The sequence below is a fragment of the Streptomyces sp. NBC_00984 genome (assembly GCF_045162475.1).
GTDB lineage: Bacteria > Actinomycetota > Actinomycetes > Streptomycetales > Streptomycetaceae > Streptomyces.
Genome location: NZ_CP108734.1, coordinates 6857646 through 6884255, shown reverse-complemented (window position 1 = coordinate 6884255; position 26610 = coordinate 6857646). Strand labels below are relative to the sequence as shown.

27 protein-coding genes are annotated in these 26610 nt (G+C 70.0%); 11 read left to right on the top strand and 16 right to left on the bottom strand.

The genetic code is table 11. The features are described from left to right. Window positions 1-187: 187 nt before the first annotated feature. Window positions 188-1063: a 4-hydroxy-tetrahydrodipicolinate synthase gene (gene dapA, locus OG520_RS30770; protein WP_406015318.1), complete on the top strand. Its 876-nt coding sequence runs from the start codon at window positions 188-190 to the stop codon at window positions 1061-1063. Here dapA and dapD read toward each other — a convergent pair. Both dapD and OG520_RS30760 read right to left on the bottom strand, forming a co-directional pair. Next, window positions 1060-2049, bottom strand: a complete 990-nt coding sequence (gene dapD, locus OG520_RS30765; protein WP_399325611.1) for a 2,3,4,5-tetrahydropyridine-2,6-dicarboxylate N-succinyltransferase — start codon at window positions 2047-2049, stop codon at window positions 1060-1062. The two genes, dapA and dapD, sit on opposite strands and share 4 nt — an antisense overlap. A 122-nt stretch (window positions 2050-2171) precedes the next feature. After that, window positions 2172-3401: an MFS transporter gene (locus OG520_RS30760; RefSeq protein WP_406015317.1), complete on the bottom strand. Its 1230-nt coding sequence runs from the start codon at window positions 3399-3401 to the stop codon at window positions 2172-2174. A gap of 107 nt (window positions 3402-3508) precedes the next feature. Here OG520_RS30760 and OG520_RS30755 point away from each other — a divergent pair, with 107 nt between their 5' ends. Beyond that, a complete protein-coding gene (locus OG520_RS30755) occupies window positions 3509-4396 on the top strand; it encodes a winged helix-turn-helix transcriptional regulator (RefSeq protein ID WP_406015316.1) in 888 nt (295 codons plus the stop codon). Window positions 4397-4491: 95 nt separating this feature from the next. On the opposite strand, the gene OG520_RS30750 is transcribed toward OG520_RS30755, so the two are convergent. Beyond that, complete coding sequence (locus tag OG520_RS30750; protein ID WP_406015315.1) at window positions 4492-5028, bottom strand: TetR/AcrR family transcriptional regulator; 537 nt, start codon at window positions 5026-5028, stop codon at window positions 4492-4494. Then, window positions 5028-5348, bottom strand: a complete 321-nt coding sequence (locus tag OG520_RS30745) for a multidrug efflux SMR transporter (protein WP_266425973.1) — start codon at window positions 5346-5348, stop codon at window positions 5028-5030. The genes OG520_RS30750 and OG520_RS30745 overlap by 1 nt, the downstream gene beginning before the upstream one ends. Before the next feature lie 187 nt (window positions 5349-5535). Between OG520_RS30745 and OG520_RS30740 the strand changes: the two genes are divergently transcribed. Beyond that, entirely contained in the window at window positions 5536-6570 is a 1035-nt protein-coding gene (locus tag OG520_RS30740; RefSeq protein ID WP_406015314.1) for a hypothetical protein, read from the top strand. A gap of 33 nt (window positions 6571-6603) precedes the next feature. Here OG520_RS30740 and OG520_RS30735 read toward each other — a convergent pair whose 3' ends face one another. From OG520_RS30735 to OG520_RS30690, 10 genes are all read right to left on the bottom strand, one after another. Then, window positions 6604-6969, bottom strand: coding sequence for a VOC family protein (locus OG520_RS30735; protein ID WP_399325621.1), 366 nt, complete (start codon window positions 6967-6969; stop codon window positions 6604-6606). Window positions 6970-7033: 64 nt separating this feature from the next. After that, window positions 7034-8428, bottom strand: coding sequence for a hypothetical protein (locus tag OG520_RS30730; RefSeq protein WP_406016605.1), 1395 nt, complete (start codon window positions 8426-8428; stop codon window positions 7034-7036). A gap of 140 nt (window positions 8429-8568) precedes the next feature. Next, the gene (locus OG520_RS30725) at window positions 8569-8907 is read right to left on the bottom strand and encodes a metal-sulfur cluster assembly factor (protein ID WP_093539690.1); all 339 of its coding nucleotides are present in this window, start codon (window positions 8905-8907) and stop codon (window positions 8569-8571) included. After that, the gene (gene sufU / locus OG520_RS30720) at window positions 8904-9359 is read right to left on the bottom strand and encodes a Fe-S cluster assembly sulfur transfer protein SufU (protein ID WP_189541171.1); all 456 of its coding nucleotides are present in this window, start codon (window positions 9357-9359) and stop codon (window positions 8904-8906) included. Before sufU ends, OG520_RS30725 begins: the two co-directional genes overlap by 4 nt. Before the next feature lie 26 nt (window positions 9360-9385). Further along, a complete protein-coding gene (locus OG520_RS30715; protein WP_399325626.1) occupies window positions 9386-10642 on the bottom strand; it encodes a cysteine desulfurase in 1257 nt (418 codons plus the stop codon). Then, window positions 10639-11403 (bottom strand): Fe-S cluster assembly ATPase SufC, encoded by a 765-nt coding sequence (gene sufC, locus OG520_RS30710; RefSeq protein WP_124718331.1) that lies wholly within the window; start codon window positions 11401-11403, stop codon window positions 10639-10641. The genes OG520_RS30715 and sufC overlap by 4 nt, the downstream gene beginning before the upstream one ends. A 7-nt stretch (window positions 11404-11410) precedes the next feature. Continuing rightward, the gene (locus tag OG520_RS30705) at window positions 11411-11728 is read right to left on the bottom strand and encodes a bifunctional 3-phenylpropionate/cinnamic acid dioxygenase ferredoxin subunit (RefSeq protein ID WP_093539686.1); all 318 of its coding nucleotides are present in this window, start codon (window positions 11726-11728) and stop codon (window positions 11411-11413) included. Beyond that, the gene (gene sufD / locus OG520_RS30700; protein ID WP_399325627.1) at window positions 11728-12909 is read right to left on the bottom strand and encodes a Fe-S cluster assembly protein SufD; all 1182 of its coding nucleotides are present in this window, start codon (window positions 12907-12909) and stop codon (window positions 11728-11730) included. Before sufD ends, OG520_RS30705 begins: the two co-directional genes overlap by 1 nt. Window positions 12910-12968: 59 nt before the next feature. Beyond that, the gene (gene sufB / locus OG520_RS30695; protein ID WP_399325628.1) at window positions 12969-14390 is read right to left on the bottom strand and encodes a Fe-S cluster assembly protein SufB; all 1422 of its coding nucleotides are present in this window, start codon (window positions 14388-14390) and stop codon (window positions 12969-12971) included. After that, a complete protein-coding gene (locus tag OG520_RS30690) occupies window positions 14387-15127 on the bottom strand; it encodes a metalloregulator ArsR/SmtB family transcription factor (protein WP_266420955.1) in 741 nt (246 codons plus the stop codon). The genes sufB and OG520_RS30690 overlap by 4 nt, the downstream gene beginning before the upstream one ends. 136 nt (window positions 15128-15263) lie before the next feature. Here OG520_RS30690 and OG520_RS30685 point away from each other — a divergent pair, with 136 nt between their 5' ends. From OG520_RS30685 to OG520_RS30675, 3 genes are all read left to right on the top strand, one after another. Then, a complete protein-coding gene (locus OG520_RS30685) occupies window positions 15264-16190 on the top strand; it encodes an ABC transporter ATP-binding protein (RefSeq protein WP_399325631.1) in 927 nt (308 codons plus the stop codon). Next, window positions 16187-16954 carry an ABC transporter permease gene (locus tag OG520_RS30680; protein WP_399325633.1) on the top strand — a complete coding sequence of 256 codons (768 nt, stop codon included), beginning with the start codon at window positions 16187-16189 and terminating at the stop codon, window positions 16952-16954. The genes OG520_RS30685 and OG520_RS30680 overlap by 4 nt, the downstream gene beginning before the upstream one ends. Before the next feature lie 105 nt (window positions 16955-17059). Next, entirely contained in the window at window positions 17060-18073 is a 1014-nt protein-coding gene (locus tag OG520_RS30675) for a COX15/CtaA family protein (RefSeq protein WP_406015313.1), read from the top strand. Window positions 18074-18194: 121 nt separating this feature from the next. Here OG520_RS30675 and OG520_RS30670 read toward each other — a convergent pair whose 3' ends face one another. Both OG520_RS30670 and OG520_RS30665 read right to left on the bottom strand, forming a co-directional pair. Then, window positions 18195-18551 carry a hypothetical protein gene (locus OG520_RS30670; protein WP_399325637.1) on the bottom strand — a complete coding sequence of 119 codons (357 nt, stop codon included), beginning with the start codon at window positions 18549-18551 and terminating at the stop codon, window positions 18195-18197. Window positions 18552-18648: 97 nt separating this feature from the next. Beyond that, window positions 18649-19602: a heme o synthase gene (locus OG520_RS30665; RefSeq protein WP_385331536.1), complete on the bottom strand. Its 954-nt coding sequence runs from the start codon at window positions 19600-19602 to the stop codon at window positions 18649-18651. A 397-nt stretch (window positions 19603-19999) separates the two neighbouring features. On the opposite strand from OG520_RS30665, the gene tkt reads away from it, so the two are divergent. The 5 genes from tkt to pgl are packed head-to-tail and all read left to right on the top strand — an operon-like array spanning window position 20000 to window position 26567. Continuing rightward, on the top strand, window positions 20000-22087 hold the full coding sequence (gene tkt, locus OG520_RS30660) for a transketolase (RefSeq protein WP_266420940.1): 2088 nt from the start codon (window positions 20000-20002) through the stop codon (window positions 22085-22087). A 34-nt stretch (window positions 22088-22121) separates the two neighbouring features. Continuing rightward, window positions 22122-23240 carry a transaldolase gene (tal, locus tag OG520_RS30655; RefSeq protein ID WP_399325642.1) on the top strand — a complete coding sequence of 373 codons (1119 nt, stop codon included), beginning with the start codon at window positions 22122-22124 and terminating at the stop codon, window positions 23238-23240. 5 nt (window positions 23241-23245) lie between these two features. Further along, window positions 23246-24778, top strand: coding sequence for a glucose-6-phosphate dehydrogenase (gene zwf / locus OG520_RS30650; RefSeq protein WP_406015312.1), 1533 nt, complete (start codon window positions 23246-23248; stop codon window positions 24776-24778). Continuing rightward, the gene (opcA, locus tag OG520_RS30645; RefSeq protein ID WP_406015311.1) at window positions 24775-25788 is read left to right on the top strand and encodes a glucose-6-phosphate dehydrogenase assembly protein OpcA; all 1014 of its coding nucleotides are present in this window, start codon (window positions 24775-24777) and stop codon (window positions 25786-25788) included. The genes zwf and opcA overlap by 4 nt, the downstream gene beginning before the upstream one ends. Further along, window positions 25785-26567, top strand: a complete 783-nt coding sequence (pgl, locus tag OG520_RS30640; protein ID WP_406015310.1) for a 6-phosphogluconolactonase — start codon at window positions 25785-25787, stop codon at window positions 26565-26567. The genes opcA and pgl overlap by 4 nt, the downstream gene beginning before the upstream one ends. Window positions 26568-26610 lie beyond the last annotated feature (43 nt).

The window sequence follows — 26610 nt, the reverse complement described above, 5'->3', positions numbered from 1 at the left end:
CGTTCCGGTCCCCGCCCCTGCCAGTCCTCGCACGCTCACGCACCCACCCCGGTCTCGGCCTGCCGCATAGACGTTCGATCATGCCAGAGCGCTCGGCCCGGCCCCGGCGACTGTTGAGTGCTGCTTCCCCCTCACCCCAAGCAGATCTAAGTGGACCTTCACGGTCCGGTCGACCGAGACTTCGGGTATGACCGCACCCACAGCCCCCTTCGGCCGCGCGCTCTGCGCCATGATCACGCCGTTCACCGCCGCCGGCGAGCTGGACCCGGACGCCGCCGGGAAGCATGCCGCCGCCCTGGTCGCCGATGGTTGCGACGGCCTGGTGCTGAGCGGTACCACCGGCGAGTCGCCGACCACCACCGACGCCGAGAAGACCGCGCTGCTGCGGGCGGCGGTCGGCGACGGCGTGCCGATCGTCGCCGGGGTCGGCAGCGCGGACACCCGGCACACCGTGGACCTCGCCCAGCAGGCCGAACAGGCGGGCGCGGACGGCCTGTTGGTGGTGGCGCCGTACTACAGCCGGCCGCCGCAGGCCGCCGTCGAGGCGCACTTCAGGCGCGTCGCCGACGCGACCGGCCTTCCGCTGATGCTGTACGACATCCCCGGCCGCACCGGCACCCGCATCGAGCCGGAGACCCTGCTGCGGCTCGCGGAGCACCCCCGCGTCGCGGCCGTGAAGGACTGCGCGTACGACCTGCTCGGCTCCACGAAGGTGATCGGCGCGACCTCGCTGGCGTACTACTCGGGCTGCGAGGAGCTGAATCTGCCGTTGTACGCGGTGGGCGCGGCGGGCTATGTCAGCACGGTCGCCAATGTGGCGCCCCGTCGGCTGAGGGCGGTCCTGGACGCGTTCGACGCCGGGGACACCGCCGGGGCCGCCCGGCTCAACCGGCTGGTCCTCCCCCTCGCCGAGGCGATGATGGCGTCCGGGCTGCCCGGCACGGTCACGGCCAAGGCGCTGCTCGGCGCCGGACCGGTCCGCGAACCGCTGCAGCCCGCCGGGCGCGAGGCGACCGACGGGCTGCGGAGGATCTACGAGGAACTGCTTTCCGCCGCGGATTAGTTGTGGCTGTGCAGGACGTCGTTGAGGCCGTCCCAGACCGCGTTGTTCGGGCGGGCTTCGACGGCGCCGGAGACCGAGTTGCGGCGGAAGAGGATGTTCGAGGCGCCGGAGAGCTCGCGGGCCTTGACGATCTGGCCGTCCGGCAGCGTGATGCGGGTACCGGCCGTGACGTAGAGCCCGGCCTCGACGACGCACTCGTCGCCGAGCGCGATCCCGACGCCGGCCTCGGCGCCGATCAGGCAGCGCTCGCCGATGACGATGCGCTCCTTGCCGCCGCCGGAGAGGGTGCCCATGGTGGAGGCGCCGCCGCCGATGTCGGAGCCGTTGCCGACGACGACACCCGCGGAGATGCGGCCCTCGACCATCGACGTGCCGAGGGTGCCCGCGTTGAAGTTGACGAAGCCCTCGTGCATGACGGTCGTGCCGGCGGCGAGGTGCGCGCCGAGGCGGACCCGGTCGGCGTCGGCGATCCGGACGCCCTTCGGCGCGACGTAGTCCGTCATCCGGGGGAACTTGTCGACCGAGGTGACCTGGAGGTGCAGGCCCTCGGCGCGGGCGTTCAGCCGCACCTTCTCCACGTCGTCCACGGCGACCGGGCCGAGCGAGGTCCAGGCGACGTTGGTGAGCAGGCCGAAGAGTCCGTCCAGGTTCTGGCCGTGCGGCTGGACGAGGCGGTGCGAGAGGAGGTGCAGGCGCAGGTACGCGTCGTGGGCGTCGAGCGGCTTGTCGTCGAGCGAGGCGATGACCGTACGTACGGCGACGATCTCGACACCGCGGCGGGCGTCCACGCCGATGGCCTTGGCGGCCCCCTCGCCGAGGAGGTTGACGGCCTGGTCGGGGGTGAGCCGTTCGGTTCCGGCGGGGCCGGGCTCGGCGGTGAGCTCGGGGGCGGGGAACCAGGTGTCGAGAACGGAACCGTCGCCGGCGATGGTGGCGAGGCCGGCGGCGACGGCGCCGGTGGTGCGAGCAGGAGTCGTGTCGGTCATGACACGAAACCTAACCGGCGAGGCACCGCGGGAGCCAACCGGTCTCGCCGGATGGTCGCGGCGCGGGCCCCGGAGCCCGCCCGATGGTCGCGACGTGGCACCCGGCGCCCCCGGCCACCCGGTCAGCCGGGCTGCGCCTGCCGTTCGGGGGTACGCGCGGGAGCCTGCTCGCGTACCGGCCCCCGCAGCCGCCGCGCCGCCAGCACCGCCGCCCCCGCGCCACAGGCCAGTACCGCGCACGCGGGCCAGAGCAGTCCGGGCGCGTGGACGTAGAGCGCACCGCCGAGCGGCGGCGCCAGCACCTGGCCGCTGATGGAGGCGCCCGCGTACAGGCTCTGGAAGCGGCCCTGCGCATGGGCGGGAGCCTGATCGGCGACGTACGCCGTCGCAGTGGTCTTGTAGAGGATCTCGCCCGCGGTCAGCGAGGCCATCATGGTGATGGCGAACAGCGCCCCGGCGCCCGGGATCAGCACCGCGTAGCCCAGCCCCACCAGCAGCAGCCCGGTGCCCACGATGCCCAGCGGCGCCCGTCGGCGCAGCGCGTGCGCCGCGGGGAGTTCCAGCAGCAGGATGACGCCGCCGTTGACCGCCAGCAGCCAGCCGTAGAACTGGGCGCCGTGGCCGTGCTCGGTGAGGAAGACGGGCAGGGTCGAGTACTGCTGCCGGTAGACGAGGTCGACGCAGAGGATCGCGGCGAGCAGGACCAGCACGGCGGGCCTGGCCCGCAGCTCCCGCCAGAGGCCGGGCGCACCGGGGTCGTGGGCCGGCCGGCCGTGCGCGGTGCCGTGCGCCGGGAGCACCGTCGCCGCGTACCCGGCGAAGAGCAGGGTCCCGAGGCCGTCGGCGACGAACAGCCAGTCGTACGAGAAGCGGGCGGCGATCAGCGCGCCCAGCGGCGGTCCCACGGCGAACGCGGCATTGCCCGCGGCCCGCACGAGGGCGAAGCTCTGGCGCCGTCCGCCCTCGGGGACGGAGACCGCGACGAGTGCGGAGTTGGCCGCGCGCACGACGCCCGCGGCGTACTGCGCGAGCGGCAGCACCCCGTACATCGCCGCGATCGGAAGGACCGGCAGGGACGCGAGCGCCGCCCCGCTGACCAGCGCGCCGGTCAGGAGCATCCGGCGGTGGCCGTAGCGGTCGCCGAACCAGCCGCCGGTGAAGTTCCCCGCGACGAGGCCGATGCCGCCGATGCCCGCGACGACCCCGGCCTGCGGGACGCTCAGCCCGCGCGGGCCGGTCAGATAGACGAAGAGATAGACGAAGGTGAAGCTGACGACTCCGTTGAGGAAGGAGCCGAAGGCCAGCAGCCGCACCGTGCGCGGTACGTCCCGCACGACCCCGAAGAAACTCATCCCCAGCACCCTCCCCAGTAAGTTTCTTTTGGGAACCGACTATGACATCATGCTTTCCTGCTGGTCAATCCGGTAAGAGGCGGATACGGAGACCGACGGAGGAGCCCATGCCTCAGCGCACCAGCCTGGCCGACGCCGACTGCGCGATCGCCCAGGCGCTCGATGTCGTGGGCGACTGGTGGACCCTGCTGATCGTGCGGGACACGGCGCGCGGGGTGCATCGCTTCGACGCGCTCCAGGAAGAGCTGGGCGTGTCCCGCAAGGTGCTGACCGAGCGGCTGCGGCTGCTGGTCGACGCGGGGGTGCTCTCCCGGGAGCCGTACCAGGACCGGCCGCCCCGGTACGAGTACCGGCTCACCCGGCGGGGCCGCGCACTGCTGCCCGTACTGATCGCGCTCCAGGACTGGGGCGACACCTGGGTGCTGGGGGAAGGGGAAACGATGGCGACGGCCGCGGAGAGTTCGAAGGAGGCGGCCCGGGTGCACGCCCTGGTGGGCACCCGCCTGCCCGCACTGCGGCTGCTGGACCACGACGGCGCGCCGCGCGACCCGGTCGCCGACACCCCGTACACCGTCCTGTACTTCTTCCCCGGCGCCTATGCCCGCCGGGACGCCTATCCGCCGGGCTGGTCCGAGATCCCGGGGGCGAGCGGCTGCACGCTCGAATCCTGCACGTATCGCGACCAGTTGGCCGAGTTCACGGCGGCCGGCGCGACCGTGCACGGGGTCTCCACCCAACGCCCGGACGAGCAGCGGGCCTTCGCGGACGCGGAGCGGCTGCGGTTCCCGCTGCTGTCCGACGCGGAGCTGGAACTGACGGCGGCGCTGCGCCTGCCGACCTTCCGCGCGGGGGGAACCAGCCGGATGAAGCGGCTGACGCTGGTGGTGGACCGCGACCGGACGGTTCGCGAGGCGCTGTATCCGATCACGGACATCGAGGCGAGCGTCCGGGCGGCCCTGACGGCGGTACGGAGCGGGGACCCGTCCGGCGCTTGAGGGACGCCCGCGGGCGGAGCGGCCCGCGCGTCGCGGTCACCCCGGCGTCCGGGGGTGCGGCCCCGGGCATCGGTCCGCACGCGCGGGCGGAGCCGTCATCCGGCGATCCGCCCCAGCATCTCGCGCGCGTACGCCTCGTCGTACTCGCCGCCGGTGAGCAGCACCTGCAGACAGATCCCGTCCATGAGCGCGATCAGCGCCCGCGCCGTGGCCGGATCGGTCCGCCGGGACAGCAGCTCGGCGGTGCCGTCGGTCCACTCGGCGGCGACGGGCCGCAGCGCGGGCCTGCGGAGTGCGGCGAGATACAGCTCGTACTCCAGCTCGGCCCGTCCGCGCCCGCCGGAGAAGTACGCCCCCAGCAGCCCGGCCAGCTCCGCGGCGAGGTCGGACTCCGGGTCGGTCAGGGCCTCGCTCGCCCGTATGACCTCGGCGAAGTTCTCGTTCGACCGGCGCAGCGCGGCGATCAACAGCTCGTCCAGCGAGGCGAAGTGATATGTCGTCGAGCCGAGCGGCACATCGGCCTCGGCCGCGACGGAGCGGTGGCTCAGCCCTGCGATGCCCCCGGCGCCGACCACCCTGATCGCGGCGTCGATGATCCGGTCGCGCCGCTCGGGGTCGTAGCGGCGCGCCATCAGTGGGCCCCGCCCAGATTCAGTACCACCACTCCGGCGATGACCAGCGCTATGCCCGCCAGCTTGACCGGGCCGCCGGACTCCCCCATGAAGAGGATGCCGATGGCGGCGACCGCCGCGGTGCCGATCCCGGCCCAGATGGCGTAGGCGGTGCCCACCGACAGCGTCTTCAGCGTCTGGGCGAGCAGCCCGAAGGCCACCAGGTATCCCGCGACGGTGATCAGCGAGGGCCAGAGCCGGGTGAAGCCCTCGCTGTACTTCATGGCCGTCGTGCCGGCCACCTCCGCCGCGATCGCCGCGGCCAGCAGTCCGTATCCCATGTGTACGAGTGTACGCATCGCCGTCCGCGTGACGGTACGGGCGCTTCCCGCCGGCCGGGACGCTACGGTGTCCCGACCAGCACACCGGACAACGACATACGACGGAGCAGCAGTGGCGCAGGACGCAGGGTGGGGCGGCGGAGCACCGTACGGAGGGCCCCCGGGACCCCCGGGATGGGGCGGCTGGATGCCACCGCCGAAGCCCGGGGTGATACCGCTGGTGCCCCTGAAGCTCGGGGACATATTCAGCGGCGCCTTCAGCACGTTGGGGCGCTACTGGAAGCAGCTGTTCGGCATCGGCGCGGCCGTGTACGGCGGGTCGCTGGTGTTCATGGCCGCCGTGGTCCTGATCGGGTACTCGGCGGTCAGCGGTCATCTGCACCGGATCATCGCGCTCAGCGCGGACGAGGACCCGGCGTCGTCCGACGTGGTGCCGATCGTGGTGGGTCTCGGTGTCGTCTGGCTGCTCGCCCTGATCGTCTTCGCGGTCGGAACGGCCATGATGTACGCGACCGTTCCCGCAATTCTGCAGGAGGCGGTGCTGGGCAGGCCGACCACCTTCTCCGTCATCTGGCGCCGGGCCTGGTCCCGCGTACCGGCGGTGTTCGGAACGGTGGTCCTGACCTTCCTGATCGCGATGATCCCGACGGTGCTCGTGGTGGTCGGCTTCTTCGCGTTCATGATCGGCGCCATCACCCTGGCGCACGGGGGCGATGTCGCGTTGTGGGCCGCGCTCGGCTTCCTGGGCGCCCTGGCCACCGCCCCGCTCGCGATCTGGCTCTGGGTGAAGTTCTGCCTGGCGCCCTCGGCCGCGGTGTTCGAGGGGCAGTCCCCGGTGGCCGCGCTGCGACGCTCCTCGCAGTTGGTGCGCGGCGACTGGTGGCGGGTCCTCGGGATCACCCTGCTCGCCTTCGCCCTGGCCGCCGTGGCGAACTACATCATCCAGATTCCGTTCTCGTTCCTCGGCATGTTCTCCGGCATCATCGGCGGCTCGACCCTGGACGAGGACCCGAACCCCGCCGCGATCATCTTCGCCATGAGCGGCTACCTGGTGATCATGGCACTGGGACAGCTGATCGGTCAGTTCATCTCGGCGACGTTCCCGCAGCTGGTGACCGGGCTGCTCTACGTCGACCGGCGCATGCGTACGGAGAACCTGGGCCCGGCCCTCGCCGAGGCGGCAGCCGTACCCCCGCAGTACGGCCCGCAGTACGGCCCCTAGGACGGGCCCGCGAAGGCCCGCCCGGTCCCGCTCTCAGTCGATGAGCGAGTTCTTCGGCGTCAGCACACAGAACTCGTTCCCCTCGGGGTCCTCCAGCACCACCCAGGACACATCCGGCTGCTGCCCGATGTCGGCCCGCCGCGCCCCGAGCCCGATGATGCGCTCGACCTCGGCGTCCAGGTCGTCGGGGGCGAGATCGATGTGCAGCCGGTTCTTGACCGTCTTCCCCTCCGGTACGGGAACGAAGGTGATACCGGGACAGGCGGACTTGTCGGCACCGATGACGATCTCGTCCTCGGCCTCGAAGAGCAGCTGCCAGTCGAGCACTTGGCACCAGAAGCGGGCGAGCGACGGCAGATCGTGGGTGTCGACGACGATGCTGTAAAAGGAAACGGCCATGCCCGCCAGTCTGTCCGGCGGGCATGGCCGTGCACAACATCGCATCACAAGGGCGTTCGACCCATCAGCCGCCGACGGTGAACCAGACGGCCCGGGACTTCTTCCATTCGGCGTGGTCGAGGTCCTTCGCCTCCGTGCCGTCCCCGTACAGATCGGCCGATCCGGCATCCGTGATCAGCTGCGCCCGGGTGCCCGGAACCGTCAGGTCCGGCACCTCCACGACGGCCTCCCAGCCACCCGGGTCCGCCGTCGGCAGATCGGCCCGCTTGACCGGCGCGTGCGCGGCGACACCGTCCCAGGTGTAGAGGGCGTACGGGTCGGAGTTGTCGTCGGCAGCCCAGGAACCGGCCACGATCAGATACTGGTCGGCGGCGTTCTTCCGGATGTCCCGGATGCTGAGCCCGCCGAGGTCCAGCTCGATCGGCGCGCCCATGACCGCCTTCGCCCCGCTGCCGGCCACCTTGTCGAAGTTGGTGACGGGCACGATCAGGGCCTTGCCTCCCGACTTCGGCGGCACCAGGGGCGCCCGGAAGCCAAGGTACGCGGTGGTCGTCGAGCCGGGCGCGAACTCCAGGCCCTCGATGTTGAACCCGTCGATCTGCTTGGGCGCTTCACCGTCCGCCGTCCCCGCTGCGAAGCCGAGCCGGTCGCCGTTCGCCTCGTCCCAGGCGACGAGGTCGTCACGGAGCTTCTTGTACAAGCCGCCCACCGTCAGCTGGGTGGCGGCGCCCGACCCGGTCACCGTCGTGGTGAAGACGGTGTTGCGGCCGGACTTGTACTCGCCGTCCTTGTTGTTGCCGAGCGAACCGGTCCAGTAGATGGTGTTGCCGGCCCGTGCCGCGCCCTCGATGTCGATCTCCTTCGACACCCCGAGCTTCGAGCCGACGTCCCAGGTCTTCACCGGCGCACCGGAGGCGGAACGGTCGTACAGGCGCAGCGTGTTGGACTCGTCGTCGGCCACGACCACGTAGCCGCCACCGACGTCGACGGCGGCCGAGGAGTCCGAGGAACCGGTGAGGTAGCGGGTGTCGGCGGCGTTCTGCACGGCGGCGGAGGCGGCGTAGTGCAGCGTCCTGGTGGCGGTCTTGCCGCCGAGTCCGGTGACCTTGATCGTGAGGTCGGTGTAGCCGCGCCCGTGCGCGGCGACCGTGAGCTTCCGGGTGCTCCCGGTCCCCGTCACGGTCACGTCACCGGTCCCGGCGACGGACGGCTTGGAGCTGGCGGACGCCGCCACGCCGAGCGCGGTCGCCTCGGCCCCGCTCTGCGCGACGGTGACGGTCACCACCGGGTCACCGGTCGCGCCGACGGCGCCGGAGAGGTAGGAGACCGAGAGCCCGATCGTCGGCGTTCCGTAACTCGCGGCGTGCGCGGGGGTGTTGATCCCCAGGGCGGCCAGCAGGAGCACGCCGCTCGCGGCGGCGGCCGCCCTGCGGTCGGGGAGCGAAAACTGATGCAGCACGGCATGCCTCTCGTCGGCGTGGTGTCGCGGGTACGTTCCGGTACCCATGCCAACAAGAGACACACATCATGCGTACGGCAGACGAAGCAACGACGAAAAACGGCCCCCGGGCCGGGGGCCGTTCGTCGTCGGCGGTGGGCTCAGACGTTGAAGCCCAGGGCGCGCAGCTGCTCGCGCCCGTCGTCCGTGATCTTGTCGGGGCCCCACGGCGGCATCCAGACCCAGTTGATCCGCAGCTCGTTGACGATGCCGTCGGTCGCGGACTTCGCCTGGTCCTCGATGACATCGGTCAGCGGGCAGGCCGCGGACGTCAGCGTCATGTCGAGCGTGGCGATATTGGCGTCGTCGATGTGGATGCCGTAGATCAGGCCCAGGTTGACGACGTCGATGCCCAGCTCGGGGTCGACCACGTCGTACAGCGCCTCGCGGACCTCCTCCTCGGAGGCCGGCTTGGTGGTGAGAGTCTCGTTGTCGCTCATGCCGTCTTCCCTTCGGACAGCGCTTTCGCCGTCGCGTCCTTCCACGCCATCCAGCTCAGCAGCGCGCACTTCACCCGGGCCGGGTACTTCGAGACGCCGGCGAACGCGACCGCGTCCTCCAGCACCTCCTCCATCGCGTCGTCCGGCTCCAGCTGGCCCTTGGACTGCATCAGCTCCAGGAAGGTCTCCTGGATCTTCTGCGCCTGGCCCAGTTCCTTGCCGACCAGCAGGTCGTTCAAAACGGAGGCGCTGGCCTGGCTGATGGAGCAGCCCTGGCCCTCGTACGACACGTCGACGATGGTCTCGCCGTCGTACTTCACCCGGAGAGTGATCTCGTCGCCGCACGTCGGGTTGACGTGGTGCACCTCGGCGTCGCCGTCCCGCAGGCCGCGCCCGTGGGGGTGCTTGTAGTGGTCCAGGATCACTTCCTGGTACATGGAATCAAGCTTCACCAGTCAACCCTCAGCCGCTCTGCCAATTAACCGAAAAAGTTCCGTACGTGTTCCAGTCCGTCCACCAGGGCGTCGACCTCGGCGGGCGTGGAGTACAGATAGAACGACGCTCGCGTCGTCGCAGGAATTCCGTACCGCAGGCAGACCGGCCGTGCGCAGTGGTGTCCGACCCGGACCGCGATGCCCTGTTCGTCGAGCACCTGGCCCACGTCGTGCGGGTGGATGTCGCCGAGCGTGAAGGAGATCGTGGCGCCACGGTCCTCGGCCGTCGCCGGACCGATGATCCTGAGGTCCGGGACCTCCAGGAGCCGCTTCACCGCGTACTCGGTGATCGCGTGCTCGTGCCGGTAGATCTTCTCCATGCCGATCGCCGAGAGGTAGTCCACGGCCGCGCCGAGGCCGACGGCCTGGGCGATCGGGGGCGTACCGGCCTCGAACTTGTGCGGCGCGGGGGCGTACGTCGACGAGTGCATCGACACGGTCTCGATCATCTCGCCGCCACCGAGGAACGGCGGCAGGTCCTCCAGGAGCTCCTGCCGTCCCCAGAGCACGCCGATGCCGGTCGGGCCGACCATCTTGTGACCGGTGAAGGCCACGAAGTCGGCCTGCAGCGCCTGCACGTCGAGCACCATGTGCGGGGCGGCCTGCGAGGCGTCGATGCAGACCAGCGCGCCGACCTGCTGGGCCCGGCGGATGATCTTCTCGACCGGGTTGATCGTGCCCATGATGTTGGAGACCAGGGTGAAGGAGACGATCTTCGTCTTCTCCGTGATGATCTCTTCGATGTTGGACAGGTCGAGCCGGCCGTCGTCGGTGATGCCGAACCACTTCAGCTTCGCGCCGGTGCGCTGCGAGAGCAGCTGCCACGGCACGATGTTGGAGTGGTGCTCCATCTCCGTGGTGACGATCTCGGTGTCGTGGTCCACCCGGTAGGGCTCATCGGCCCAGCCGAGCATGTTGGCCACGAGGTTGAGCGACTCGGAGGCGTTCTTGGTGAAGATCACCTCGTTGCGGCTGGGCGCGTTGATGAACGCGGCGACCTTGTCACGGGCGCCTTCGTACAGCGCCGTGGCCTCCTCCGCGATCGTGTACACACCGCGATGCACGTTGGCGTTGTGCCGCTCGTAGTACTCGTTGAGGGCGTCGAGCACCTGGCGCGGCTTCTGCGAGGTCGCGGCGCTGTCCAGGTAGACGATCTTCTTCCCGTCGTGGACCGTACGATCCAGCAGGGGGAAGTCCTTGCGGATCGCCTCGGTGTCGAGGAGGCCCGGCAGCTGTGTCACGCGGAAGCGCCACCCTTCACATATGCCTCGTAGCCCTCGTTCTCCAGCTTGTCGGCGAGCTCGGCGCCGCCGGACTCGGCAATGCGGCCGTTGGCGAAGACGTGCACGAAGTCGGGCTTGATGTAGCGGAGGATCCGCGTGTAGTGCGTGATCAGCAGGGTGCCGACCTCGCCGGTCTCGCGGACCCGGTTGACGCCCTCGGAGACGATGCGCAGGGCGTCGACGTCCAGACCGGAGTCGGTCTCGTCGAGGATCGCGACCTTCGGCTTGAGGAGCTCCAGCTGAAGGATCTCGTGGCGCTTCTTCTCACCGCCGGAGAAGCCCTCGTTGACGTTGCGCTCGGCGAACGCCGGGTCCATCTGGAGCCCGGCCATCGTCTCCTTGACCTCCTTCACCCAGGTACGCAGCTTGGGGGCCTCGCCGCGGACGGCGGTGGCGGAGGTGCGGAGGAAGTTGGAGACCGAGACACCAGGGATCTCGACCGGGTACTGCATCGCGAGGAACAGACCGGCGCGGGCGCGCTCGTCGACGGTCATCTCCAGGACGTCCTCGCCGTCCAGGGTCACCGAACCGCTGGTGATCGTGTACTTGGGGTGACCCGCGAGGGAGTACGCGAGGGTGGACTTGCCGGACCCGTTGGGGCCCATGATGGCGTGGGTCTCGCCCTGCTTCACGGTCAGGTCGACGCCCTTGAGGATCTCCTTCGTGGCGTTGTCGGCCTCGACGGAAACGTGCAGGTCGCGGATTTCAAGCGTTGCCATGGGTGACTCAGGACTCCTGGGTGACGGAGACGAGCACATCGTCCCCTTCGATCTTGACGGGGTATACGGGGACGGGGCGCGTCGCGGGAAGGCCGGACGGCTTGCCGGTGCGCAGGTCGAAGCTGGAGCCGTGCAGCCAGCACTCGATCATGCAGTCCTCGACCTCTCCCTCGGACAGTGAGACGTTCGCGTGCGAGCAGATGTCGTTGATCGCGAACACCTCGCCCTCGGTACGGACGACGGACACCGGGACGCCGTCGAGCTCCACCCGCTTCGGGGTGTCGTCCTCCAGCTCACTCAGCGCACAGGCTTTGACGAAGGCCATCAGACGGAAGCCTTCAGCTCGGTCTCGATCTTGTCGAGCAGCCGCGCCTCGACGTCCGGCAGACCGATCTGCTGGACGAGCTCGGCGAAGAAGCCGCGCACGACGAGCCGACGGGCCTCCTCGGCCGGGATGCCACGGGACATCAGGTAGAAGAGCTGCTCGTCGTCGAAGCGGCCGGTCGCGGAGGCGTGGCCGGCGCCGACGATCTCGCCGGTCTCGATCTCCAGGTTGGGCACCGAGTCGACCCGCGCGCCGTCCGTGAGGACGAGGTTGCGGTTCATCTCGTAGGTGTCGGTGCCCTCGGCCCTGGCCCGGATGAGGACGTCACCGATCCACACCGCGTGTGCGCCTTCGCCCTGGAGCGCGCCCTTGTAGGCGGCGTTGGACTTGCAGTGCGGGGTGTTGTGGTCGACCAGGAGGCGGTGCTCCTGGTGCTGGCCCTTGTCGGTGAAGTACAGACCGAAGAGCTCGGCCTCGCCGCCGGTGCCCGCGTAGCTGACGCGCGGGTGGAGACGGACGAGGTCACCGCCGAAGGTGACGACGATCGACTTGAACGAGGCGTCCCGGCCGACCAGCGCGTTGTGCTGGCCGACGTGGACGGCGGTCTCGTCCCAGTCCTGCACGGAGACGACGGTGAGCTTCGCGCCGTCACCGAGGACGTAGTCGACGTTGGCGGCGAGCACCGCGTCACCGGTGTGGTCGATGACGACGACGGCCTCGGCGAAGGCACCCAGCTCGATGACCTGGTGGCCGTAGGCCACGCCGCCCTCGCCGTGCACCGCGATGCGGATCGGCTCGGTGAGCACGGCCTCCTTGGCGACCGTGACGACGGACGCCTGTTCGAAGGACGTGTACGCCTGGGCGGCGACGCGGTCCACCGGGATGCCGGCCTTGCCGAGCCGGGCGTCGTCGCGGCCGACGGTCTCGACCGTGACGCCCTCGGGGGCCTCGATCGCGACCTTCACACCGCCGCCGTTGGCGACGGCCGTGCCGTCGTGCAGCCCGCGCAGCCGCTCCAGCGGCGTGAACCGCCACTCCTCCTCGCGGCCGTGCGGGACCGGGAAGTCCGCGACGTCGAAGGAGGGGGGGGCGCTCATGCGCGTGGCGACGGTCGACTCGGCGGCCACCGCGATGGACCCGGTGGTGGTGGACCCCGCCGGAATGTTCTGAGCCTCAGCCATGGCTGTCGTAGTGCTCGCTTTCTCTGTCAAAAGTCGGGGGATTCGGTCGTCGGGCCGTGCTAGCCGACCGAGCCCTCCATCTGCAGCTCGATCAGCCGGTTGAGCTCGAGGGCGTACTCCATCGGCAGCTCCTTCGCGATCGGCTCGACGAAGCCGCGCACGATCATCGCCATCGCCTCGAACTCCGTCAGACCACGGCTCATCAGGTAGAAGAGCTGGTCCTCGGAGACCTTGGAGACGGTCGCCTCGTGCCCCATCGACACGTCGTCCTCACGGACATCGACGTAGGGGTAGGTGTCGGAGCGGGAGATCGTGTCGACCAGCAGCGCGTCACAGAGAACGTTGGACTTCGCGCCCGGCGCGCCCTCGCCGATCTCGATCAGGCCGCGGTAGGAGGTGCGGCCGCCGCCTCGCGCCACCGACTTGGAGACGATGTTGGAGGAGGTGTTCGGCGCCATGTGGACCATCTTGGCGCCCGCGTCCTGGTGCTGGCCCTCGCCCGCGAAGGCGATGGAGAGGGTCTCGCCCTTGGCGTGCTCGCCCATCAGGTAGACGGCCGGGTACTTCATGGTGACCTTGGAGCCGATGTTGCCGTCGACCCACTCCATGGTCGCGCCCTCGTAGGCCACGGCGCGCTTGGTGACCAGGTTGTACACGTTGTTCGACCAGTTCTGGATCGTCGTGTAGCGGCAGCGGCCGCCCTTCTTCACGATGATCTCGACGACCGCGGAGTGCAGCGAGTCGGAGGAGTAGATCGGGGCGGTGCAGCCCTCGACGTAGTGGACGTAGGCGTCCTCGTCGACGATGATCAGCGTCCGCTCGAACTGGCCCATGTTCTCCGTGTTGATACGGAAGTAGGCCTGCAGCGGGATGTCGACGCGGACACCCTTGGGCACGTAGATGAACGAGCCGCCGGACCACACGGCCGAGTTCAGCGAGGCGAACTTGTTGTCGCCGACCGGGATGACGGTGCCGAAGTACTCCTTGAAGAGCTCCGGGTGCTCCTTCAGCGCGGTGTCGGTGTCGAGGAAGATGACGCCCTGCTCCTCCAGGTCCTCACGGATCTGGTGGTAGACGACCTCGGACTCGTACTGCGCGGCGACACCGGCGACCAGTCGCTGCTTCTCCGCCTCCGGGATGCCGAGCTTGTCGTAGGTGTTCTTGATGTCCTCGGGCAGGTCCTCCCAGGACTCCGCCTGCTTCTCGGTGGACCGCACGAAGTACTTGATGTTGTCGAAGTCGATGCCCGAGAGGTCGGAGCCCCAGTTCGGCATGGGCTTCTTGTCGAAGAGCCGCAGGCCCTTGAGGCGCAGCTTCAGCATCCACTCGGGCTCGTTCTTCTTGGCCGAGATGTCGCGGACTACCTCCTCGGAGAGCCCGCGCTTGGCTGCGGAGCCCGCCGCGTCGGAGTCGGCCCAGCCGAATTCGTACGTGCCCAGACCCTCGAGCTCAGGGTGGGCAGTCTCCGTAGGGAGCGTCATGCGGGGTTCCTCCCGGCCGTGCTTGCAGATGCTGAATTGGTGGTCTGTGGTGCTGAGTGGCCGCTGCGCGGAATGTACGTCGTGCACACACCGTCGCCGTGGGCGATGGTGGCCAGACGCTGCACATGCGTCCCGAGGAGGCTGGAGAAGAACTCCGTCTCCGCCTCGCACAGCTGCGGGTACTGCTCGGCGACATGGGCGACCGGGCAGTGGTGCTGGCACAGCTGCTCGCCCTGCTGCGGACCGGGCGCGCCACGCGCCGTAGCAGCGTACCCGTCGACCGACAAGGCCTTGGCCAGCGCCTCGGTGCGGGCCTCGGGGTCCGCGGCCTCGACCGCCGTGCGGTACGCCTCGGACTGGGCCGCGATCCTGGCGCGGGCGAAAGCGGTGACCGCCTCCTCGCCCGCGGTCTCGGCGATCCAGCGCAGGGCGTCCGCCGCGAGCTTGTCGTAGGACTGGTCGAAGGCGTCCCTGCCGCAGTCGGTGAGGGCGAACACCTTGGCCGGGCGGCCACGGGTCCGCGCCCCGTAGACCCGCTGCTCACGGGCCTCGACGACACTGTCGGAGACGAGGGCGTCGAGATGGCGGCGGACCGCGGCCTGGGTGAGGCCGAGGCGCTTGGCCAGCTCGGCGACGGTGGACGGGCCGTGGTCCAGGATGGAGCGCGCGACCCGGTTGCGCGTCGAACGCTCACCAGTCGCGAGTTCCTCCTGCGGAGCCTCGCCAACGTATTTCACAACGCCATTGTTGCGTAATTCATCCGGCCCTGACAACCACGGTCCGAAACGATCTACGGTGCCATTCATCACTTAGGGTTACCTAATTCGGCCCCGGGAGACGGGGTCATTCCGCCCCTGCCTAGACTTACCGGCCATGAAGAGCGAGTCGGCCGTAGAGGTCCGCGGCCTGGTGAAGCGGTACGGCCGCAAGACCGCCGTGGACGGCCTCGACCTGTGTGTACGCACCGGGGCCGTCACCGCTGTCCTCGGCCCCAACGGCGCCGGCAAGACCACCACCATCGAGACCTGCGAGGGTTACCGCCGCCCCGACGCCGGGACGGTACGGGTCCTCGGCCTCGACCCGGTCACCGACGCCGCGAAGCTCCGCCCCCGGATCGGCGTGATGCTCCAGTCGGGCGGTGTCTACTCCGGAGCACGCGCCGACGAGATGCTCCGCCACATGGCGAAGCTCCACGCCCACCCGCTGGACGTCGACACCCTGATCGAGCGCCTCGGCCTCGGCAGCTGCGGCCGTACGACCTACCGGCGGCTCTCCGGCGGCCAGCAGCAGCGGCTCGCCCTGGCGATGGCCGTCGTCGGCCGCCCCGAACTGGTCTTCCTCGACGAGCCGACCGCCGGTCTCGACCCGCAGGCCCGCCGCTCCACCTGGGAGCTCGTACGCGAGCTGCGCACCGACGGGGTGTCGGTCGTCCTCACCACACACTTCATGGACGAGGCCGAGGAGCTCGCCGACGACGTCGCCGTCATCGACGCGGGCAAGGTCATCGCCCAGGGCAGTCCCGAGACGCTCTGCCGCGGCGGCGCCGAGAACACCCTGCGCTTCACCGGTCACCCCGGTCTGGACGTCGGGTCGCTGCTGAAGGCGCTGCCCGACGGCACCGAGGCGGCCGAGCTCACCCCCGGCGCGTACCGCATCAGCGGTGACGTCAATCCGGAGCTGCTGGCCACCGTCACCTCCTGGTGCGCGCAGAACGGAGTGATGCCGTCCGGCATCTCCGTGGAGCGGCACACGCTGGAGGACGTCTTCCTGGAACTGACCGGCAAGGAGCTGCGCGCATGAGCGCCGGTACGTACACCCCGCAGCCGGGCGCAGCCCCGCTGGGCCGCATGATCACCGCGCAGACCGCCCTGGAGACGCGGATGCTGCTGCGCAACGGCGAGCAGCTGCTGCTGACCGTGATCATCCCGACGCTGCTGCTGGTGCTGTTCAGCGCGGTCGACATCGTGGACACCGGCGCGGGCGAGTCCGTCGACTTCCTGGCCCCCGGCATCCTCGCGCTGGCCGTGATGTCCACGGCCTTCACGGGCCAGGCCATCGCCACCGGTTTCGAGCGGCGGTACGGGGTGCTGAAGCGGCTCGGCGCCTCGCCGCTGCCGCGCTGGGCGCTGATGACCGCCAAGACCCTCGCGGTGCTGGTCACCGAGGTGCTGCAGGTGGTGCTGCTCACGGTGATCGCGTTCGCGCTGGGCTGGTCGCCGCACGGCAACCCCTTCGCCGTCCTGCTGCTGCTCGTGCTCGGCACGGCGGCCTTCTCCGGGCTCGGGCTGCTGATGGCCGGGACGCTCAAGGCGGAGGCGACGCTCGCCGCGGCCAACCTGGTCTTCCTGCTGCTGCTGGTCGGCGGCGGGGTCATCGTGCCGCTGGACAAGTTCCCGGACGCGGTGCAGTCGGTGCTCGGGCTGCTGCCGATCGCGGCCCTGTCGGACGGTCTGCGCGAGGTGCTCCAGCACGGGGCGTCGATGCCGTGGGGCGACCTCGGCATCCTGGCGGTGTGGGCGGTCCTCGGGCTGGGCGCGGCGGCGAAGTTCTTCCGCTGGGAGTGAGGCCGCCGGAAGCGCGGCCCCTGGGAGTGAGGCCGCGAACGCGCTCCGTCGACGTTTCGGGTAACTCGTCCCCCTCGTGAAAGCTTGCACAAGCCGCCGCCTACGATGGTGCGCGTGCCCAAGCTGACCCGAGCCGAAGTCGCTCAAGCCGCGCGGAACCCGCTCCTGTACATCGCCGAGCGATGGACCCCCAGCCCCCGCACGGTCCGCCGTGCGGCCATGTCGGCCGTCGTCATGGCCGTAGTCATCGTCGTGACCGGCGGCGCGGTACGGCTGACCGGCTCCGGCCTCGGCTGCCCGACCTGGCCCAAGTGCACCGACGAGAGCCTCACGGCGACGAGCGAGATGGGCTTCCACGGCGTCATCGAGTTCGGCAACCGGATGCTGACGTACGTCCTGTGCGCGGCCGTCGGATGGGCGATCATCGCCGCCCGGTCCGCCAAACCCTGGCGACGCAGCCTGACCAGGCTCGGCTGGGTGCAGTTCTGGGTGGTCATGGGCAATGCCGTGCTCGGCGGCATCGTGGTGCTGGTCGGCCTCAACCCGTACACCGTCGCGGCGCACTTCCTGCTCTCCACGGCGCTGCTGACCGTCGCGATGGTGACCTGGCAGCGGGTCCGCGAGGGCGACGAGGAGCCCCGGCCGCTGGTCGGCAAGGCGGTGTCCCAGCTGACCTGGTTGCTCGCGGTCGCCGCGGGGCTGCTGATCGCGGTCGGCACGGCGGTCACGGGCGCCGGACGGCACGCGGGCGACTCCAGCGACGTGCACCGCATTCCGATCGACTGGAAGATGATCACGCAGCTGCACGCCGATCTGGCCTGGGTCGTGGTGGCCCTGACCGTGGCGCTCTGGTTCGTGCTGAAGGCCGTCGACGCGCCGATCGGCCCGCTGCACCGCGCCCGCGACCTCTTCCTGGTGCTGATGGCGCAGGGCGTGATCGGGTACGTGCAATATTTCACCGACACGCCGGAGATCCTGGTCGGCCTGCACATGCTGGGCTCGTGCCTGGTTTGGATCGCGGTCGTGCGGGTGCTCCTGTCGCTGCGTGAGCGTCCCGTGACCGTGGCCGCGGTGCCCGGCGCCGCCATCGAGCAGCCGGAGCCCGCAGCGGCGGGCTGACCGAGGACGGCCTCCCTCCCCCGTACGCCGATCGCCGGACGGTTCCTTCTCGGAACCGTCCGGCGATCGGCGTATGAAGGGCACCGCGCGCTCAGACCTCACGCGCCCGGACCACGCGCGCTCAGGCCTTGTTGGAGGGGCCGCCGACCTGGATGCCGGCCATCCGCGTCCACTCGTACGGGCCGGTGCGGACCTTCGCGGCGAACTCCCCGTCGAAGGACTCGTGCATCGTGATCCCGGCCTTCCGCGTGGCGCTCTCGGCGACCTCGTACGAGGGGGCGACCAGGTCGCCCCAGCCGCCGTCCTCACCCACGAGCACGATGCGGGTGCCCATCTGCCCCATGTAGGCGAGCTGTCCCTCCGCACCGCCGTGCGCCTTGGAGAAGGCGCCGATCTCCTTGGCGAGCTTCGCCGCCCTGCGCTCCGCGCGGGCCGCCTGCTTGCCGCTCTCCACCTGGGTCTCTGCCGTCTCAGCCATGCTCAGGATGCTACCGACGGGTAGCGCAACGTGCGACGGGCGGGGTACGTGGCCTGGGCCACGTACCCCGCCCGTCGGCAGGGATCGAGGAGCGGGACTACCTGAGGAAGGGGTCGACCGCCACGGCGACGAAGAGCAGCGAGACATAGGTGATGGACCAGTGGAACAGCCGCATCTCCTTGAGCTTTCCTCCGGTCACTCCGGCCTTGGCCCGGCTCTGCAGGCCGTGCGCCTCCCAGAGCCAGAACCCGCCGGTCGCCAGCGCCACCGCCGTGTAGAACCAGCCGGTGTAGCCCAGCGGCGTGAGCAGCAGCGAGACGGCCACCATCACCCAGCTGTAGATGACGATCTGGCGGGCCACCACCCGGTTGGACGCGATGACCGGAAGCATCGGGACGCCGACCCGGGCGTAGTCCTCCTTCACCTTCATGGAGAGCGGCCAGTAGTGCGGCGGCGTCCAGAAGAAGATGACGGCGAAGAGGATCACCGCGGCCCAGGACATCGAGTTCGTCACGGCCGACCAGCCGATGAGAACGGGCATGCAGCCCGCGATGCCGCCCCAGACGATGTTCTGCGAGGTACGGCGCTTGAGCAGCATCGTGTAGACGACGACGTAGAACAGCAGCGCGCCGAGCGACAGCGCCGCCGAGAGCCAGTTCACCAGCAGGCCGAACCAGACCGTCGAGATCGCCGCGAGGGCGAAGCCGAAGACCAGGCACTCACGCGGGCTCACCATGCCGGTGACCAACGGACGCTGCGACGTACGGTCCATCAACGCGTCGATGTCGCGGTCGATGTACATGTTCAGTGCGTTGGCACCGCCGGCGGAGAGGTATCCGCCGATGGTGGTGGTGACAACGAGCCACAGGTCGGGTACACCCTGAGCGGCGAGGAACATCACCGGAACAGTGGTGATCAGCAGCAGCTCGATGATCCGCGGCTTGGTCAGCGCCACGAAAGCCTTGACACGGGCCCCGAACGGGCGATGGCCCCCTGGGCTGGGAGTCAAGGCGACCCCTGCGGGTCGGGACTCGACGGCCGTCACGCACACCCCTGACAGAGAAATCCCAGCAAGCTCCGGGCGTGAAGGCCCGGTAAAGACTTGCGCGAACCAGACCACTGTAGACGTTGGGGACAGGCCGTCCTTCGCGGGGGTGGGTCGTGTTGGAGCGGCGCGGAAGCGGGGCCCATGAGCTGGGGGGGTACCGCTCACCGGAGCGGAACAGAAGTATCGGGACGCGCTCGCCACAGGGCCCATAAGTAAGGAGAAGCGCTCATCGGAGTAGCGCAGAAGTGAGCCGTCGCGCTCATACGGGAGGCGAACTCCGCGGGCCGCCTGCACCCTGGAAAGCAGCGGAAAATGCATGTTCCGACGGGGGTAGGCTCGACAACGCCCGGTGCGGTCACAGTCACCGGTTTACAACAGTGGAGAGGAGCCCTGACTCAGGGTGAGCACCAAGCCGACCACCACAGATCTCCAGTGGACCGAATTGGACCAGCGGGCCGTGGACACTGTCCGTGTCCTTGCAGCGGACGCCGTACAGAAGGTCGGAAACGGCCACCCTGGTACGGCCATGAGCCTCGCTCCCGCCGCGTACACCCTCTTCCAGAAGGTGATGCGCCACGACCCCGCCGACGCGGACTGGGCCGGGCGCGACCGGTTCGTGCTCTCGGCCGGTCACACCAGCCTGACCCTCTACATCCAGCTCTACCTGGCCGGGTACGGCCTGGAGCTCGATGACCTCAAGGCCTTCCGCACCTGGGGCTCGAAGACCCCCGGCCACCCGGAGTACGGCCACACCACCGGCGTCGAGACGACCACCGGCCCGCTGGGCCAGGGTGTCGCCAACGCCGTGGGCATGGCGATGGCCGCCCGCTACGAGCGCGGCCTGTTCGACCCGGAGGCGGCCCCCGGCACCTCCCCGTTCGACCACATGGTCTGGGCCATCGCCGGTGACGGCTGCCTCCAGGAGGGCATCTCCGCGGAGGCGTCCTCGCTGGCCGGACACCAGAAGCTGGGCAACCTGGTCCTGCTGTGGGACGACAACCACATCTCCATCGAGGGCGACACGGAGACCGCGGTCTCCGAGGACACCCTGAAGCGGTACGAGGCGTACGGCTGGCACGTCCAGCGCGTCGAGCAGCTGCCCAACGGCGACCTGGACCCGGCGGGTCTGTACCGCGCGCTGCAGGCCGCCAAGGCCGAGACCGGGCGCCCGTCGTTCATCGCGGCCCGCTCGATCATCGCCTGGCCCGCGCCGCACGCCCAGAACACCGAGGCCTCGCACGGCTCGGCGCTCGGTGACGAAGAGGTCGCCGCCACGAAGAAGGTCCTCGGTTTCGACCCGGAGAAGACCTTCGAGGTCGCCGACGAGGTCATCGCCCACACCCGTGAGGCGCTGGACCGCGGCCGTGAGGCCCGGGGCGAGTGGGAGAAGACCTTCGCCGCGTGGCGCACCGCCAACCCGCAGCGCGCCGCCGAGTTCGACCGGATCGCCGCCGGCGAGCTGCCCGCGGGCTGGGAGGACCGGCTTCCGGTCTTCGAGCCGGGCAAGGGTGTCGCCACCCGTGCCGCCTCCGGCAAGGTGCTCCAGGCGCTCGGCGAGATCATCCCCGAGCTGTGGGGCGGCTCCGCCGACCTCGCGGGCTCGAACAACACCACGATCGACAAGACGTCGTCGTTCCTCCCGGCGGGCAACCCGCTGCCGGGCGCGGACCCGTACGGCCGCACGATCCACTTCGGTATCCGCGAGCACGCCATGGCCGCGGCCATGAACGGCATCGCGCTGCACGGCAACACCCGTATCTACGGCGGCACCTTCCTGGTGTTCTCCGACTACATGCGCAACGCCGTGCGCCTGTCCGCGCTGATGCACCTGCCGGTGACCTACGTGTGGACGCACGACTCGATCGGTCTCGGCGAGGACGGCCCGACCCACCAGCCGGTGGAGCACCTGGCCGCGCTGCGCGCCATCCCGGGCCTGAACATCGTCCGCCCGGCCGACGCCAACGAGACCTCCATCGCCTGGCGCGAGATCCTGCGCCGCTACACCAAGGTGTTCGGCAAGGGCGCCCCGCACGGTCTGGCGCTGACCCGCCAGGGCGTTCCGACGTACGAGGCGAACGAGGACGCGGCCAAGGGCGGCTACGTGCTCTTCGAGGCCGAAGGCGGCGAGGCTCAGGTCCTCCTCATCGGTACCGGCTCCGAGGTGCACCTCGCCGTCGAGGCGCGTGAGGAGCTGCAGGCGGCCGGCATTCCGACCCGGGTGGTCTCGATGCCGTCGGTCGAGTGGTTCGAGGAGCAGGACCAGGCGTACAAGGACAGCGTCCTGCCGCCGTCCGTGAAGGCACGCGTCGCCGTCGAGGCCGGCATCGGCCTGACCTGGTACCGCTACGTCGGTGACGCCGGCCGGATCGTCTCGCTGGAGCACTTCGGTGCCTCGGCCGACGCCAAGGTCCTCTTCCGCGAGTTCGGCTTCACCGGCGAGCACGTCGCCGCCGCCGCGCGGGAATCTCTCGCGGCAGCCACGCGCTGACGCCGTTATACGACTAGTAGGAGATGCAATTCTCATGACAGACGCACTCAAGCGCCTCTCCGACGAGGGCGTGGCGATCTGGCTCGATGACCTGTCGCGCAAGCGGATCACCTCGGGCAACCTCGCCGAGCTGATCGACCAGCAGCACGTCGTGGGCGTCACCACCAACCCGTCGATCTTCCAGAAGGCGATCTCGCACGGGGACGGCTACGAGCAGCAGCTCACCGACCTCGCCACCCGCAAGGTCACGGTCGACGAGGCCATCCGCATGATCACGACGGCCGATGTACGGGACGCGGCGGACATCCTGCGTCCGGTCTTCGACGCCACGGACGGCCAGGACGGCCGGGTCTCCATCGAGGTCGACCCGCGTCTGGCCCACCACACCGCGGCCACCGTCGCCGAGGCCAAGCAGCTGGCCTGGCTGGTGGACCGGCCCAACACGCTCATCAAGATCCCGGCGACGAAGGCCGGTCTCCCGGCGATCACCGAGGTCATCGGCAAGGGCATCAGCGTCAACGTCACGCTGATCTTCTCGCTGGAGCGCTACCGCGAGGTCATGGACGCCTACCTGGCGGGCCTGGAGAAGGCGAAGGCCGCGGGCCTGGACCTGTCCAAGATCCACTCGGTGGCCTCGTTCTTCGTGTCCCGCGTGGACACCGAGATCGACAAGCGCCTCGACGCCCTCGGCACCGACGAGGCCAAGGCGCTCAAGGGCAAGGCGGCGCTCGCCAACGCCCGGCTCGCCTACCAGGCGTACGAGGAGGTCTTCTCCTCGGACCGCTGGGCCGCCCTCGACAAGGCCCAGGCCAACAAGCAGCGTCCGCTGTGGGCCTCGACCGGCGTCAAGGACCCCGCCTACAAGGACACCCTGTACGTCGTCGACCTGGTCGCCCCCGGCACGGTGAACACCATGCCCGAGGCCACCCTGGACGCCACGGCCGACCACGGTCAGGTCACGGGCGACACCATCACCGGCACCTACGAGCAGTCCCGCGCCGAGCTCGACGCGGTGGCGAAGCTCGGGATCTCCTACGACGACGTCGTCCAGCTCCTCGAGGACGAGGGCGTCGAGAAGTTCGAGGCGGCCTGGATCGACCTGCTCAACTCGACCGAGGCGGAGCTCAAGCGCCTCGCCCCTTCGGAGGGCTGACCACCTTGTCTGGTGTTCCCGGAGCCAACCCGCTTCGTGACCCCCAGGACCGACGGCTCCCGCGCATCGCGGGACCGTCGGGCCTGGTGATCTTCGGGGTCACGGGCGATTTGTCCCGCAAAAAGCTGATGCCCGCCGTCTATGACCTGGCCAATCGCGGCCTGTTGCCGCCGGGCTTCTCCCTCATCGGTTTCGCACGCCGCGAGTGGCAGGACGAGGACTTCGCACAGGAGGTCCACGACGCCGTCAAGCAGCACGCCCGTACGCCGTTCCGCGAAGAGGTCTGGCAGCAGCTCATCCAGGGGATGCGCTTCGTCCAGGGCAACTTCGACGACGACGAGGCCTTCGAGCAGCTGAAGACCACGATCCAGGAGCTGGACAAGGCGCAGGGCACGGGCGGCAACTTCGCCTTCTACCTGTCCGTGCCGCCGAAGTTCTTCCCCAAGGTCGTCCAGCAGCTCAAGAAGCACGGACTCGCCGACCAGAAGGAGGGCTCCTGGCGGCGTGCCGTCATCGAGAAGCCCTTCGGCCACGACCTGAAGAGCGCGCAGGAGCTCAACCAGATCGTGCACGACGTGTTCCCGCCCAACGAGGTCTTCCGGATCGACCACTACCTGGGCAAGGAGACCGTCCAGAACATCCTGGCGCTGCGGTTCGCCAACACGATGTTCGAGCCGATCTGGAACAGGTCGTACGTCGACCACGTCCAGATCACGATGGCCGAGGACATCGGCATCGGCGGCCGGGCCGGCTACTACGACGGCATCGGCGCCGCCCGCGACGTCATCCAGAACCACCTGCTCCAGCTGCTGGCGCTGACCGCGATGGAGGAGCCCGGCTCCTTCCACCCGAAGGCCCTGGTCGCCGAGAAGCTCAAGGTGCTCACGGCGGTGGAGCTGCCGGAGGACCTGGGCAAGCACACGGTGCGCGCCCAGTACGTGCACGCGTGGCAGGGCGGCGAGGAGGTCCCCGGGTACCTCGACGAGGACGGCATCGACCCCAAGTCGAAGACCGACACCTACGCCGCGATCAAGCTGACGATCAACAACCGCCGCTGGGCGGGCGTGCCGTTCTACCTCCGTACCGGAAAGCGGCTCGGCCGCCGGGTCACGGAGATCGCGGTCGTCTTCAAGCGGGCTCCGTACCTGCCCTTCGAGTCCGGCGCCACCGAGGAGCTGGGCGGCAACGCCCTGGTCATCCGGGTCCAGCCGGACGAGGGCGTGACCGTGCGGTTCGGCTCCAAGGTGCCCGGCACCTCGATGGAGGTCCGGGACGTCACGATGGACTTCGCCTACGGCGAGTCCTTCACGGAGTCCAGCCCGGAGGCCTACGAGCGGCTCATCCTCGATGTGCTGCTCGGCGACGCCAACCTCTTCCCCCGGCACCAGGAGGTCGAGCTCTCCTGGAACATCCTCGACCCGATCGAGCAGTACTGGGACAAGCACGGCAAGCCCGCGCAGTACCCGGCGGGCACCTGGGGCCCGGCCGAGGCCGACGAGATGCTCGCACGAGACGGACGGAGCTGGCGCCGGCCATGAAGATCGATCTCACGGAGACCACTTCCAGCAAGATCAACCAGGCGCTGGTCTCGGCCCGCCGGGCCATCGGCACCCCGGCCATCGGCATGGTGCTCACCCTGGTCATCGTCACCGACGAGGAGAACGCGTACGACGCGCTCAAGTCGGCCGGTGACGCCTCGCGCGAGCATCCCTCGCGGATCATCGCGGTGATCAAGCGGGTCAGCCGCTCGCCGCGCAGCCGCCGGGACGCCCGGCTCGACGCCGAGGTGCGGGTCGGTTCCGACGCGGGCACCGGCGAGACGGTCGTACTGCGTCTCCACGGCGAGCTGGTCAACCACGCCCAGTCGGTGGTCCTGCCGCTGCTGCTGCCGGACGCCCCGGTCGTGGTCTGGTGGCCCGAGGGCGCACCCGTCGACCCGGCGAAGGACCCGCTGGGCGCGCTCGCCCAGCGCCGGATCACGGACGCGTACTCGGCGGAGCACCCGGGCAAGGAGCTGGCGGCGCGCGCCGACTCGTACAACCCGGGCGACACCGATCTGGCCTGGACCCGCATCACGCCGTGGCGCTCGATGCTGGCGGCCGCGCTCGACCAGCAGCACGTCGAGGTCATCTCGGCGACGGTCGAGGGCGAGTCGGAGAACCCGAGCTGCGAGCTGCTCGCCATGTGGCTCGCGGACCGGCTCAAGGTGCCGGTGGAGCGCACCGTCTCCGCCGGTCCCGGTCTGACGGCCGTGCGGATGGAGACCAAGAACGGCGTCATCGTCCTGGACCGTCCCGACGGTTCGCTGGCCACGCTCTCGATGCAGGGCCAGCCGGACCGCGCGGTGGCGCTCAAGCGGCGGGACACCGCCGAGCTGCTCGCCGAGGAGCTGCGCCGTCTGGACCCGGACAACACCTACGAGGCGACGGTGAAGTTCGGCGTGTCGAAGCTCGGCGGACCGGCCGGTCCGCAGCCGGCCGAGCCCGCCCCGGCCGCGGCCCCGGCCGCCGCGAAGAAGACCGCGGCCAAGAAGGCGACGGCGAAGTGAGTGCCCCTCAACTCGTGGTGCACCGCGACAAGGAGCTGATGGCGCAGGCCGCCGCGGCCCGGCTGATCACGAAGATCGTGGACGCCCAGGCCGCACGCGGCTACGCCTCGGTGGTCCTCACCGGCGGGCGCAACGGCAACGGCCTGCTGGCCGCGCTCGCCGACGCGCCCGCCAGGGACGCGATCGACTGGTCGCGGCTCGATCTGTGGTGGGGCGACGAGCGGTTCCTGCCGGAGGGCGATCCGGAGCGCAATGTCACGCAGGCCCGCGAGGCCCTGCTGGACTCGGTGGAGCTGGACCCGTCCCGGGTGCACGCGATGCCCGCTTCGGACGGCCCGTTCGGCAACGACGCCGACGCGGCGGCGGCCGCGTACGCCGAGGAACTGGCCGCCGCGGCCGGTCCCGAGGACCACGGCCCGGTGCCGACGTTCGACGTGCTGATGCTGGGCGTCGGCCCGGACACGCATGTCGCGTCGCTCTTCCCGGAGTTGCCCGCGGTACGGGAGACCGAGCGCACCGTCGTCGGTGTGCACGGCGCCCCCAAGCCGCCGCCCACCCGCGTCTCGCTCACGCTGCCCGCGATCCGGGCAGCGCGCGAGGTGTGGCTGCTCGCCGCGGGCGAGGACAAGGCGGAGGCCGCGGAGATCGCGCTCTCGGGGGCCGGGGAGATCCAGGCCCCGGCGGCCGGTGCGTACGGACGCAGCCGCACCCTGTGGCTGCTGGACGCGGCGGCGGCCTCCCGGCTGCCGCGCGCGCTGTATCCACCGGCCTCTGCCTGATTGACCGTCAGTACCGTTGCGCACAGGCCCGGTTCGCTCCTCG